The organism is Tepidibacter thalassicus DSM 15285 (assembly GCF_900129915.1).
Taxonomy (GTDB): Bacteria; Bacillota; Clostridia; order Peptostreptococcales; family Peptostreptococcaceae; genus Tepidibacter; species Tepidibacter thalassicus.
In genome coordinates, this window is record NZ_FQXH01000025.1 from 1 (window position 1) to 11,955 (window position 11,955).

The 11,955-nt window shown below is 23.4% G+C and carries 17 protein-coding genes, 2 tRNA genes and 1 rRNA gene; 9 read left to right on the plus strand and 11 right to left on the minus strand.

Going from position 1 to position 11,955, the window contains the following annotated elements; translation table 11 throughout:
- Positions 1-5 precede the first annotated feature (5 nt).
- The 3 genes from BUA19_RS09390 (at position 6) to rrf (ending at position 295) form a co-directional block, all read left to right on the plus strand.
- A tRNA-Met gene (locus BUA19_RS09390) sits at positions 6-81 on the plus strand.
- A 10-nt stretch (positions 82-91) separates the two neighbouring features.
- A tRNA-Gly gene (locus BUA19_RS09395) sits at positions 92-165 on the plus strand.
- A 13-nt stretch (positions 166-178) separates the two neighbouring features.
- A 5S ribosomal RNA gene (gene rrf / locus BUA19_RS09400) occupies positions 179-295 on the plus strand.
- Between the two features lie 592 nt (positions 296-887).
- Here the strand turns inward: rrf and BUA19_RS11780 are convergent.
- The 3 genes from BUA19_RS11780 to BUA19_RS09420 form a co-directional block, all read right to left on the minus strand.
- The gene (locus BUA19_RS11780; RefSeq protein WP_178137482.1) at positions 888-1,367 is read right to left on the minus strand and encodes a hypothetical protein; all 480 of its coding nucleotides are present in this window, start codon (positions 1,365-1,367) and stop codon (positions 888-890) included.
- A gap of 214 nt (positions 1,368-1,581) precedes the next feature.
- Positions 1,582-2,370, minus strand: a complete 789-nt coding sequence (locus tag BUA19_RS09415; RefSeq protein ID WP_242939276.1) for a YARHG domain-containing protein — start codon at positions 2,368-2,370, stop codon at positions 1,582-1,584.
- 56 nt (positions 2,371-2,426) lie between these two features.
- On the minus strand, positions 2,427-2,834 hold the full coding sequence (locus tag BUA19_RS09420) for a hypothetical protein (RefSeq protein ID WP_072725927.1): 408 nt from the start codon (positions 2,832-2,834) through the stop codon (positions 2,427-2,429).
- 381 nt (positions 2,835-3,215) lie between these two features.
- Here BUA19_RS09420 and BUA19_RS11785 point away from each other — a divergent pair, with 381 nt between their 5' ends.
- On the plus strand, positions 3,216-3,368 hold the full coding sequence (locus BUA19_RS11785) for a hypothetical protein (RefSeq protein ID WP_178137483.1): 153 nt from the start codon (positions 3,216-3,218) through the stop codon (positions 3,366-3,368).
- Between the two features lie 256 nt (positions 3,369-3,624).
- Here BUA19_RS11785 and BUA19_RS09425 read toward each other — a convergent pair whose 3' ends face one another.
- Positions 3,625-3,984, minus strand: a complete 360-nt coding sequence (locus BUA19_RS09425; RefSeq protein WP_072725929.1) for a hypothetical protein — start codon at positions 3,982-3,984, stop codon at positions 3,625-3,627.
- A 154-nt stretch (positions 3,985-4,138) separates the two neighbouring features.
- Positions 4,139-4,252, minus strand: a complete 114-nt coding sequence (locus BUA19_RS12175) for a DUF1659 domain-containing protein (RefSeq protein WP_456300357.1) — start codon at positions 4,250-4,252, stop codon at positions 4,139-4,141.
- Between the two features lie 153 nt (positions 4,253-4,405).
- Here BUA19_RS12175 and BUA19_RS09430 point away from each other — a divergent pair, with 153 nt between their 5' ends.
- Together BUA19_RS09430 and BUA19_RS09435 are read left to right on the plus strand one after the other, a co-directional pair.
- The gene (locus tag BUA19_RS09430; protein ID WP_072725931.1) at positions 4,406-5,233 is read left to right on the plus strand and encodes a cysteine peptidase family C39 domain-containing protein; all 828 of its coding nucleotides are present in this window, start codon (positions 4,406-4,408) and stop codon (positions 5,231-5,233) included.
- A gap of 317 nt (positions 5,234-5,550) precedes the next feature.
- Positions 5,551-6,489: a hypothetical protein gene (locus BUA19_RS09435; protein WP_178137484.1), complete on the plus strand. Its 939-nt coding sequence runs from the start codon at positions 5,551-5,553 to the stop codon at positions 6,487-6,489.
- Positions 6,490-6,585: 96 nt separating this feature from the next.
- Here the strand turns inward: BUA19_RS09435 and BUA19_RS09440 are convergent, their stop codons facing one another.
- Entirely contained in the window at positions 6,586-7,635 is a 1,050-nt protein-coding gene (locus BUA19_RS09440; RefSeq protein ID WP_072725934.1) for a Tn3 family transposase, read from the minus strand.
- A 299-nt stretch (positions 7,636-7,934) separates the two neighbouring features.
- On the opposite strand from BUA19_RS09440, the gene BUA19_RS11790 reads away from it, so the two are divergent.
- The gene (locus tag BUA19_RS11790) at positions 7,935-8,090 is read left to right on the plus strand and encodes a hypothetical protein (protein WP_178137485.1); all 156 of its coding nucleotides are present in this window, start codon (positions 7,935-7,937) and stop codon (positions 8,088-8,090) included.
- Positions 8,091-8,251: 161 nt separating this feature from the next.
- Positions 8,252-8,446 (plus strand): hypothetical protein, encoded by a 195-nt coding sequence (locus tag BUA19_RS09445; RefSeq protein WP_072725936.1) that lies wholly within the window; start codon positions 8,252-8,254, stop codon positions 8,444-8,446.
- A gap of 48 nt (positions 8,447-8,494) precedes the next feature.
- Here the strand turns inward: BUA19_RS09445 and BUA19_RS11795 are convergent, their stop codons facing one another.
- From BUA19_RS11795 to BUA19_RS09455, 4 genes are all read right to left on the minus strand, one after another.
- Complete coding sequence (locus BUA19_RS11795; RefSeq protein WP_178137486.1) at positions 8,495-8,641, minus strand: hypothetical protein; 147 nt, start codon at positions 8,639-8,641, stop codon at positions 8,495-8,497.
- Between the two features lie 230 nt (positions 8,642-8,871).
- Entirely contained in the window at positions 8,872-9,042 is a 171-nt protein-coding gene (locus BUA19_RS11800; RefSeq protein ID WP_178137487.1) for a hypothetical protein, read from the minus strand.
- Between the two features lie 613 nt (positions 9,043-9,655).
- Positions 9,656-9,976 (minus strand): hypothetical protein, encoded by a 321-nt coding sequence (locus BUA19_RS09450; protein ID WP_072725938.1) that lies wholly within the window; start codon positions 9,974-9,976, stop codon positions 9,656-9,658.
- A 137-nt stretch (positions 9,977-10,113) separates the two neighbouring features.
- A complete protein-coding gene (locus BUA19_RS09455) occupies positions 10,114-10,446 on the minus strand; it encodes a hypothetical protein (RefSeq protein WP_072725939.1) in 333 nt (110 codons plus the stop codon).
- A gap of 528 nt (positions 10,447-10,974) precedes the next feature.
- Between BUA19_RS09455 and BUA19_RS09465 the strand changes: the two genes are divergently transcribed.
- On the plus strand, positions 10,975-11,532 hold the full coding sequence (locus BUA19_RS09465) for a P-loop NTPase family protein (RefSeq protein ID WP_072725941.1): 558 nt from the start codon (positions 10,975-10,977) through the stop codon (positions 11,530-11,532).
- On the opposite strand, the gene BUA19_RS09470 is transcribed toward BUA19_RS09465, so the two are convergent.
- Positions 11,521-11,754 (minus strand): hypothetical protein, encoded by a 234-nt coding sequence (locus BUA19_RS09470; protein ID WP_072725943.1) that lies wholly within the window; start codon positions 11,752-11,754, stop codon positions 11,521-11,523. The genes BUA19_RS09465 and BUA19_RS09470 overlap by 12 nt on opposite strands.
- Between the last annotated feature and the right edge of the window lie 201 nt (positions 11,755-11,955).

Below are 11,955 nucleotides of genomic sequence, written 5' to 3' on the forward strand. Positions count from 1 at the left end.
AATGACGCGGGGTGGAGCAGTTGGTAGCTCGTCGGGCTCATAACCCGAAGGTCGTAGGTTCAAGTCCTACCCCCGCAACCAAAAAAAATATGCGGGTGTAGCTCAGTGGTAGAGCCCCGGCCTTCCAAGCCGGTTGCGAGGGTTCGATTCCCTTCACCCGCTCCATTAAAAAAGATTATGTGGTTACAATAGCAAGGAGGATACACCTGTTCCCATTCCGAACACAGAAGTTAAGCTCCTCAGCGCCGATGGTACTTGGAGGGAGACCTCTTGGGAGAGTAGGACGTAGCCACGTAATCTTTTTTTGTGATTTTAGCGGTTTTTTTGATATAATTATTATACTTTTTTAAGGGTTTATTTTTTTTATCAAGTAAGATGCTAAAAAAGTTATAAAAATACCTAAGTGTGATTTTAATTTTAAAGCAATAATCAATGAAATCATAAAAATACTTATTATTAGAATTCTATCAATTGTTTTTTTGTGTGTAGTTATTAACTAAAAAATATAGGGCTTATCATCTCATTATTCCTTTCTTAAAAATTATTGTTTCTATTGGTCGTATTGTTTTCTCTATTTATTATATACTTTTATAAATTTTTTTTAATAATTGTAGATTAATCTTAACAGTTATACTTTTATGTAAATTTTTATAACTAGTTAAACATAAGATAACTTATGTTTAACTAGTTGCGAAATATGATTTAATAAACCTTGAAAGTTAAACATAATTTACAATATATCAACATTAATAAGTTAAACATAATTTCAAACAAAAAACATTAAAAAAAACATTAACTAAAGAAACTATTCGCCATGGCCTAGTAATTTTATTGGAGTATCTAGGCTTTTTTGTATATTAAAATTTAATTTCTTTATATTATAAAAATTAAAAATTATCATTTTGCAATTTAGCATATTTTTGTTTCCTTAGTTTCAATACTTTTTTATAAATTGCTATGCAATCTTTTTCATTTTTAGCTGGAGCATATACGTATATAGTAGGTTCTTTATTCGAAAAAATATATACTTCCTTAAAGTTATTGAGAATGGTAATAAATAATATTTCTTTATTTTTTTTTATTTGTATATCTCCAATCATATATTCTTTTGATTTATTAGAAAATAAATCTAAGTCATATACTTTATTATCTATTTCTATAATTCCTTTGAATTTATCACGGTTATAGAATAATTTTCTATATAATTTACCTTTAATTTTAATATGTATTATTTTTTTAAAATTTTTATTGATTTTAGATACGAGTAAACCTTGATGATTTTTTTCAATATTTAACGGATATGTATAAATGCTATATATGATCATCAATATAGTTAAAGATATAAAGATAATTTTATTTTTATTCAATAAAAACACCTTCCTTAATCTTAAAGTTTGTTACATAAATTATGAATTTTATGTTTGGGATGATTCTACAAAAAGCTTTGTCAAAGTGAAATGCGATGAGATTATTTCATATTTTGAAGTGCATTATCAAGCTGATGAATAATTAAAGTATTTCAGGACATGTTGGATTAGGATGTGCTATAAAATTAACAACAAGTAAAATTGTAGGAGCTTTTCATAAGGGTTTTATTGTTTTTAAAATATTAGGTATATCAGACTGCATTTTTAGAAATAATTCTATTTCTGGATGATTTTCGGGTAAAGGAAAATCAGTCGGAATGCATATATAGTACTGGCGGTTGCCAATTTCAAAAAAGTTTTTATCGCTAATTGTGTCGAAATTTTCTTGGTTAAAATAGCTAGATTTAGTATCAATTATTAGAAAGAATTCTCCACCTTTGAAATCTACATTTTTGGAAGGATTAAAATATACAATCATATACGTATCATATTCAACAATTTTATATTTATTTTTCCAATTATGGGGGAATGTGATTGAAAAACCTAGTTTATTGCTTTTAAATTCTAATTTCTCTAATACCTGCTCTAATTGAATTATTCTTTTAATATTATCATGATCAACAGAAGTCAATAATTGTGATACATTGTTACTAGTTGGCTTATACCAATTGAATTGTAAAAAATAATCATTATATTTTTTTTGGGTAAATATATAACCATGTTTTGCGTAAATTGCATTTCTTAAAATTATCAATTCATCTTTATCTAATGTCGAGAGAAGATCTTCTTTAAAAATTTGAGTAAGATTAAATTCATAACCATTCAATACAAGCGTTGTATTAGGTGATGTAAGTTTATTATTATTAATCTTTTGATTAGTTTTATTGATTGTGCTTAAGGTTAAATTACTTTCAGAAATATTATTATTTTTAATAAGATTGAAATAAATGAAAAATATTAATATTAACACTGCTGAAATTAATTTACTTATTTTATACTTCATAACATTCACAAATAACTCTCCTTTAAATATTATTTTATATGTACAATATTTACGGTTTACTGTTTAGTCAATTGATTTAGCTTTATTGTTATTAATATTGATCCATTAGTTAAAATAGGTATAATATTTCTTAAAGTTAAGTAAAGATTGTATTCTTTTCTTAAAGATATACAAAAAACACTAAAACTAATTAAAGTTGTTAAAATTATTATAAATCTATTAAATTTTAAATTGTAGCGTTTTATAATTTTAATATTTATAAATATACATATAAATTTTACAATAGAAAAAATAGAAAAAACAATCAATTCATTCAAAGGATTAATATTAGGTTTTCCAAATTCAATAGAATCAGATATTAAAAAAAACAAAAAAATCTCAATACACATTAAAAATAATATTGATACTAATATTATAAAATTTAAAATGATATTTTTCCTGTTTAATTCAACGTTATTAATCATTACTATTACTTCCTTTTTTATTTTTTTAATTCTAATTATAATTTTAAGATTAAAGTATAAAGTTTTATAGACATTTCCATAAACTACCTAATACAAAGTATACAATTTATTTAAAGTTTTTTCAACAAATTTTATACATGATATAATATGATTGAAAAATTAAACATAAGTTATAGGAGTGGGTTTATGTTAAGTGTATTTGAAAAATTTCGTTAATTCTCTAGATACTATAGAAAATAGTGAACTTAAAGAAATTAAAAGATGGTTTAGTTAAACTTTATTCAAAACATTATAATATGGAATTTGACTATTCTATCTAATATTAGTAATATAGATACATAGAAGCAAATCACTAAATATATTTTTTAAGGAGATTTATTTATGATTGAATTTATATTTCAGATAATAAATACATTATTATATGTTATGATTTTTTATTTTTTATTTTTCTTTTTACCTAAGAAAATAAAAATAAAATCAAAACAAATTGATAATATAGAAAAAATTTTAAAAAGTATAAAAACTAATAAATAGACAAAAAAGCAACCGAATATTGAAGTGCACCTCCGAAAGTTTGCTATATGTCTAACTTTCGGAGCTACACTTTTTATATGCGTAGAACTAGCAAGCATGTCACTAGACGCGAAGTATATGTAAGAATTTAACACTATTTTGTGATTTAGATATTGACTATGCCTTGAATTTATGTTTAAGGCATAGTCAATATCTAAAGAGAGTTAATAAAACGCCTTCGTGGGGAGAAGAATCATCGTATATAAAACTTTCTGTTTCAAATTCCATAATGAATCATCCATTTGTTTTCCTTAATTGCAATAAATATTTTTTCAATCAACATTTTCAATTCTTTTGATTTATATTTCAAATTTGTTTCAACAATGATATCTAAAAAATATTTAAGAGATTGTGTTGGTATTAAAGTTATTCCACAATATGCAAGGCCTTTAAATGGTCTATTTACATTATGTGCAAATGTTTCAAGGTTTTTTATTTTATTTTTTAATCCAGCATGGTATATTTCAGTTAAAAAATCATCATCTACAGAAATACAATTATATTTTTTAGGTTCATACTTATCTTCATTATAATCTTCTAAACTATCTATTATTCCAAATTCATGAATACAAGGCATTAATATCATTCCTATTAGTATAAAGTTTATTTTTATAACATTATATCAAAACTCATCATTTACACTTCCTTTAATTTCAAATATGAGAGTTTGAATGATGAGTTTTAGAATTGTTTTTTTGAACAATTTTTAGCCATCTAAATTTCCCTCCTCTCTATTCACTTAAACTCAAATTATCCTGTCTTATGACATCTACTAGATTATGCTGTTGAAGTCCTGATATTCCTTTAGCTACGTCATAAATATTGTCATCTGTTGCATCATTAATTTAGCTATTTATAAATAAAGACAAACAAAATAGAAAAAAGTTGAAACTTTTTTTTATTTCGTTTGTCTTTATCTATGTAAAGGATTTTATTAAGTTTTTAAATGGCCATTTGAAACTGAAAATCTTAAATTAATTAGAAAAGGGGATTAAGTTATGAATAACAAATTAAAAAAATTTATAGCAACATCTTTAGCTAGTATAATACTTGTTTTTCCGATGAATAGTATTTGTGCAAATGAAACTATAAATGATGCAGACACAGATACCAGTATTAATTTAAATTTAGATAAAAAAGAAGAATTGAAAAAAAAATTGACTGAGCAATATCAAAATGATGAAGAGTTTCAAAGGGAAAAAGATGAATTAGGAGAAGAAATAGGACAAAAAATGATTGACTATATGGCTGAAAGAACATTAAAAAGATCTCCAATTAGAATAAAGCGTGGTGGTAATGGCTCTGTTTTTTTTGTGGATATGCCTTATGTTAAACAAATAAATGGATACTATTGTGGACCAGCTAGTGTATTACAAATATTATATGGTATGAATAAAGAAGATAGAGTAAGTGGGAGTAGTAACAAAAAGAAACAAGAAACTTTAGGTAGTAATATGGGAACTAGAAAAAACATTGGAACTTATGTTAGTTCAATGAAAAATGAAATCAATAAATATTCTGACAACAACTATGTGTACAAGTCAGGTTCTAATATGACTATTGATGAATTCGAAGATAATTTAACTTATAGTTTGATGTATGATGCTGCTCCTATTTTACATTCAAAAACAAAATATTTAAGTTATTATAACGGTAAAAATTTAGGTCATTATATAAGCGTTGATTTTATAAATAGATCTGATGATACAGTTGGTTTAATGGATTGTAATTATAACTCTAAATATAGCGGACAAAGAGAAGTATCTCTTAGAGAAGCTTACAACGCTATCTCAAAAGAATCTAGATATTTAATATATTTACCATAATAATTGTATTTTAAAATATAAATTCTCTCAGTTATTAAAATATTAAAATCTGAAAGGATTTATATTTTTATTAATCTATGAAAGGAGATTATGCATTAAATTAATAATGAATTTCTTATGCATACAAAAAATATATGAATAAAAAAAATATATTTTTAAGTTGTCTAATATTCTTTATAATCACTATGTTTTTGATTTATCCCCAAAATACAAGTATTGATCTAAATAAAGGAAACGATATATCTCATCAATTCCTAATTAAAAAAAAATCTAAAAATATTTATAATAACATAAATGTACAAGAATATAAATTACCTGTGCCTAAAGATGGAGAAATAGGAGATCAAACTGTTTACGGAAATCAAGTTTATTACACTGTTCTATATATGAAAGATATGTCTAATTTTGCAGAAAAAGTAGATATATATAAATACAATGTAGACAATGGAGACTGTGACTTACTTTATGAAGATAACAATTTAGATTCTGATATATATATTAATGAATTAAGAGCTAATGAAAATTATTTATTTTGGGAAAAATTCACTCCTCAGAATGATTGGAGTTTAAATAAATTCAATCTTAATAACAATAAAATAGAAGTTATAAGAACATCTAAAGATACAAATTCTAAAATTTTACCAAGCATTGAAGTAACAAATAAACATTTAACTTGGTATGAATATGTAAATAAAAAACCGCGCTTGATTATTTATTCTATAAAAGAAAACAAAATAAAGATTATTGATAAAAACATTTATTTGGAATCTCCATATGACAGAGCTTATATTAGAGATAATAAGCTTACTTATATAACTAGTAATAATAAAAATAAATACATAAATATATATGATTTAAATAAAAATCGAAATAAAATATTAAGTATGCCTAAAAATATAAAGATTAAAAATATTTTATCAAATAATAATTTTACAATTTGGCATGAAGATTACGGTATAAGTAATGTATATGTTTATGATCATCGCATTAAAGAACTTTATTTGATTAATTCAAAAAATAATGGGCATAATGTATTTGCTATTAATTTGTGTAAAAATTATATATTTATAAATGATAGCAATAATTCAAATATATTTTGTTTCGACATGAATACTAAGAAAAAAATAAATTTAACAAAAGAAATAAATTATGATAAAAATTTATATACATTAACAACAGTAACATCAGATAATAAATTCATAGCCCAAAACACTACAATTAAAGGTGTATTTTGTTTGATAGTTACATTTAAGTAAAATATTTAATAAAAACAAATGCAAATCATATAGGGGTATGGCCACGATTCGTGTAAAAAGTGCAACAGGGAGTAAAAATATGGAAATAAAACTTTTTTACTCCGTACTTTTGAATATATCTATATCGTAATTTAACGAAGGAGTGTTTCTGTTTTTATTTATCTTATATTCACCAAATCTATTTATATGGCTTGTAATGTAGGGCGACAATGAAGAAAGTATATTTTCATCTATTTTATATCCTTTTATAATAAGTTCTTGTAAAATTTTTGACATATGATAAACATTGTAAAAAATAACACAATTGGCAACAAGGTGATTATACTTTATGATTTTTCTTTGTTCATCTCTATTGTTTTCAGCAATAATACCTTCACCACCAAAAAATAACCACTTTATAAATCCGTTGAAAGATTCATTTTTGTTTGTAGCTTCTTGTATAGTGGTTCTTAAATCTATATCAGAAATATATTTTAATAAAAATATGGTTCTGATGGCTCTTCCTAATTCTTTAAATGCTTGGTATAGTTTATTTTGTCTACTATAACTTCCGAGTTTCTTTAAAATTGTTGAGGGAGCTATCCTTCCCATTTTTATGGATAAAACAATTCTCAACATATCTGGTAAGTAAGTTTTTATAATATCGAAATCTATATAATCAGAAAAAATTTCATCTATATGTTTACATTTGATGCTTTTATCGGGTTTACATAAGTCTAACTTTTTCCAGTTTCTAATTCGAGGCATCAAATCTATTCCTAGTAAAAATGATAGTCCGAATATTGTTGTATTTTGACCTTGAGTATCTGCATGAACAATATTTGGTTGTATATTTGAATCATTCTTTATAAATTCATCGAGTATATAAACACCTTCCCATACGCCACATGGTATAAAACGACTAAAAAGAGCTATGTATAAATCAGATACATGGTAATAACCAATCCCACCATATCCACCATATCTAATATGATATTCAGATAAAAGATTCTGTTCATACATGTCCCATTTTGTACCATCAGCAGCAGACCTTTTTCCTGTACCCCAGTATTTAGGTAGAGGGAAAAGATTATATGCATTTATTAAATTTTTAAAAACGAGTGAAAAAAATATATTTTTAAGTTGTCTAATATTCTTTATAATCACTATGTTTTTGATTTATCCCCAAAATATAAGTATTGATCTAAATAAAGGAAACGATATATCTCATCAAAACGCGATAGCGATCAGGTAAATAGAAATATTTTGAGTACATAAGAAATTTAAAATAAAAAAGGAATAGGGTGAATTGGGTTTATACTCTATTTCTTTTTTGTAGTTATGAGAAGAAATAATAAAGATGGGTATTAATATATTAAAATGTTAAAATATAGATAATACAGTACAGATAATATCGCCATGGGCTCAGACATCGTTTAAAGTAATTAAAGAGAGAGATAATATATATGAAAAATAAGAAGTTAATTATTTTTGCATTAATATTAACTTGTTTTTTAGTAACATTTAATCATAAATTTGTAGAAAATAAAAATATAACTAATAATATGGATTTTTATTTTAAAAAACATATGAGAAAATTGCTAACAACTTTAAAGTATTAGCCCAAAAAGAAATAGATAATAAAAATGTTATAATATTTAGTTATATAAATAAAAAAAATCATGATATATATTATGGGTATGCAATATTTAACAATATAGGAAATAAAAAATATAAATTTGAAGATTCTAGTAGCAACAATCAACCTTTACAAATATTCAAATTGAAATCTGAAACAATACAAAATAAACAATATATAGTAATTGCAGGGAAAATATCAAATAATTCTTCAAATAAATTTAAAATTAGGAAGGGATCAGAAGAATTTATTCAAGTATTTGATAAGAATAAGATATTTATTAAAGAGATTGAATTAAAATATGGAGAAAAGTTTGAATTTAATAAAGTTGAGTTATGAAATACTTATATTATAAATTAATATACATTGAGATAAGCAATTATAAAATTAGATTTTAAATCTATCTGTTACAGTAGTTCTCGCTATTCCAATATTTTTACATATTTTACTTATAGATAAATTTTCTTTGAGTTTTTTATTAAAATACTCAATTTGATTTAAAATATCAAGTTCATTAAACTCATTTCTATCCAATTTCATCCCCCCTTAATAAGTGTTTCTAAAGTATTACTTTTGTAACTCTATTATACTAAAAATAAAAAAAGAACAGGGTACATAAAAGTTGTACTCTATTCCTTTAATATATTCATAAAATCATCTTTTTTCACAAATTAATTTATGAAATTCCGTGCCATGGGGTTTTATAAAAAAACCCTGAAACTAATCTCTAAAAACATTTTTAAAGATTAGTTTATTTTTCATTTTTAATCATTATTTTTGCCATAAAAAAAATAATAATTAGTCCATAGTAGTGCAAATACAATACATGAACAAGCAAAAAGATACATATAATAATTATCCCTATTAAAATCAATTCTTTTAACTACATACAACCCAACAAGTACTATTATTCCATCAATAAATTTTTTCTTCAAAAAATCAGCTTTATAAAATCTATAAAAATCTAAATAAATATATAAAAATTATAGATTTTATTTATACACTCAATATTTTTACAAATATTAGTGTACATAATAGCATATCTCTACAATGCTATACCGCAAGCCAACGGTACTTTTGTTCACCTCTCTTTTTTAAATCAAGCAACTAATTTTCCAAAATGAAAATGTAGAGTAGTTACTTGATTTATATTTTTATAATTCAATTTTTTAATTCAAATATGCTATAAATCAATAGCCATGGCTAGTTTAAAGTATATCCTATTTCAAGTATAACTTAATTTTTATATAAATTTATTGGAAATGTTAAGGTGAAAAACACTTTAAATATTGAAGATATTCCAGTTTCTTATAAGGATATTGCCAGAACTTTCTCTTAAATATGATATTTGTGAAACACAAATTAGAAAAATTCTTTCTAAATAAAAAAAGCCTAGATCCTCCGATAAAGTTACTAGGCCATGGCTATTTTAAACTTATTTACCATCAGCATACCCAATGATTTCACGATTATATAGGTCTAATAATATGCATATATAATTCTACTTACCCTTAACATTCACATTAATTAACCTCTACATCATACTAGTTAATTACTATCTTCAACCCAATCGCACTTATATAGTTTTCCGGGAACTATAACAAAATCTCTATACACAACCACATAAGCAATTCTCTCTTTATTGTTCAAAATATATACAACTTTATATACTGAATGAATAATAAATCTCTTTTTTTTCATTATTTTATTAACTTCCTTGATATAAGAGTTATTTCTATCTATAGAAATGACCTTGCCACCCATTTCTTTAATCTTATTTCTAATTTGATCTTCGCGAGTTTCTGTCAAAAATTTTATTATTATGTGTGCTACTGATATGAGAAGTAGTAGTGTTATACATTTTCTCAAGTTTATCACAACCTTATTTTAGAATTTTAATATAATTATACTATAATTTTAGATAAAAAAATCTAGTATTTTTAAAGATACTAGATTTTTTTATCTACTACTTTTATTTAACATTTTTATCATGTAATTTGTATTTATTATTTTTTTACAGCAGCAAAAAATTTATCAATCATATATCTAACAAATTCATTTTTATTTCTATTTGTCTTTTTAGCATATTTTTTTAATAGCTCGTGCTGACTTTTCTTAATATAAAAACTTACTCTTACCATTTCATCTTTTTCTTGTTTTTCTAAAAATATTACATCTTTAGAAGTGTTAATGGATGTATTATTGTATTCAAAATTGGTTTCAAGTTTATCGTATTCTTTTGTGTCTTTTTTTATTTCATTATTTAATTCTTTTCCAGCATTAAGAATATCATCAATATTGTTATTAAATTTGTCCTTATTTTTGAATCTATTACTCATATTATTACATCCTTTCTATTAACTCATCTGTAAGATTTTTATATGCTTTATACCCTGTACTATTTGTATCAAAAATATTTATAGGTTTATTCTCTAATTCACTTTCAGAAAGTTTTATATTAACAGGAATAACTGTATTAAAAATAATATCTAAGTTAGGTATTTCTTTAACTGTTGCTATTTTTTGAGCATCTATTCCAAAATTATTTGTAAGATTTCCTTGTGGATCTACATCAATACATAAAACTTTTTTATAAATATTGTTACTATTAGCTATATCATATTTATATTCAAAAATAAATAAATAATGGTTTCAATTTTGGTTTCAAAAATATTTTAAATAATGTATAAACATCCAAAAAATGTTGATTTTCAAAAATAAATATGGTATTATTTTCTAAAATATAAATTAAAGCTTTTGTGTTATATATATCTTTGATTTTAATAGAAGCTTTTGGTGAAATGTTTGCAGGAAAATGAAGATAAAAAACAAAATGTATATAAAGTCAAATCATAAAGGAGTTTATAATGGATTTTAAAAAAACCATAATAATAGGTTCCCCTGGGAGTGGAAAAACATATTTTTCGAATATTTTAGAAGAAAAACATAACATAAAGATATATCATTTAGATGATATATTTTGGTCGGAAGATTGGAAAGAAATGTCTATGGATGAATTTAATAAAAAAATAAAATATATAGTAAATCAAGATAGCTGGTTTATTGATGGAAACTTTATTTCAACGTTAAATATAAGATTAAATAATTGCACACACATAATTTATATGGATAAATCTTTATTTAAGTGCCTGTATCAAGCTACGAAAAGAATTTTAAGAATATTTTTTGGAGAAAAGCATTTACTTCCTAAAAATATCTATAAAGCTAGTAAATATAAAAAACAAAAAAGTACAGACGGATATATTAAATTTATGATTTATATAATTAAATTTCATTTAATAACAAAAAAAGAGTTAATGAACAAGATTAAAAAATTTACTAATGTAAGCATAATAAAAAATAATAAAGATTTTGAAAATATGATTAAAAAAATTGGAGAATGGCAAAAGTCATTAAAAAAATAAAAATAATAAAGAAGTTAAATGATTTTTCATATATTTTTTCAATAATTTTGATACAACAAAAAGTAATATCATTACTAAAACATATATAAGATACAATCTTTTAATGCCTATTACGGGAATATTAATAAATCCTTCTGGATGATTTAATGCATATACAAAAAAAAGAACTGCAATCACAAACATCGTACCACTAATTGCCAATAATACTTTTGATAACTTCATCCTTCTCACCCTCATTTCAAATATTAATAAAATGAATCATATTTCATATTTATAAATAGTATTTACTGAACAAATGCTTTATTTATTTTACATAGTCACTACTAATTCATTGTATTCTTTGAAAGCATAGGCCTAAATTTCTTTGTTATTATAGCTCTTATACCTAGCGAATATACCCATAGCCATTATTAACACTTCCTT

Excerpts from the sequence above, each read along its gene's own strand:
- BUA19_RS09415 (WP_242939276.1), bottom strand. The coding sequence starts at position 2,370 with ATGAAGTATAAAATAAGTAAATTAATTTCAGCAGTGTTAATATTAATA.
- BUA19_RS09420 (WP_072725927.1), bottom strand. The coding sequence starts at position 2,834 with ATGATTAATAACGTTGAATTAAACAGGAAAAATATCATTTTAAATTTT.
- BUA19_RS11785 (WP_178137483.1), top strand. The coding sequence starts at position 3,216 with ATGATTGAATTTATATTTCAGATAATAAATACATTATTATATGTTATG.
- BUA19_RS09425 (WP_072725929.1), bottom strand. The coding sequence starts at position 3,984 with ATGCCTTGTATTCATGAATTTGGAATAATAGATAGTTTAGAAGATTAT.
- BUA19_RS09430 (WP_072725931.1), top strand. The coding sequence starts at position 4,406 with ATGAATAACAAATTAAAAAAATTTATAGCAACATCTTTAGCTAGTATA.
- BUA19_RS11790 (WP_178137485.1), top strand. The coding sequence starts at position 7,935 with ATGAAAAATAAGAAGTTAATTATTTTTGCATTAATATTAACTTGTTTT.
- BUA19_RS09455 (WP_072725939.1), bottom strand. The coding sequence starts at position 10,446 with ATGAGTAATAGATTCAAAAATAAGGACAAATTTAATAACAATATTGAT.
- BUA19_RS09465 (WP_072725941.1), top strand. The coding sequence starts at position 10,975 with ATGGATTTTAAAAAAACCATAATAATAGGTTCCCCTGGGAGTGGAAAA.
- BUA19_RS09470 (WP_072725943.1), bottom strand. The coding sequence starts at position 11,754 with ATGAAGTTATCAAAAGTATTATTGGCAATTAGTGGTACGATGTTTGTG.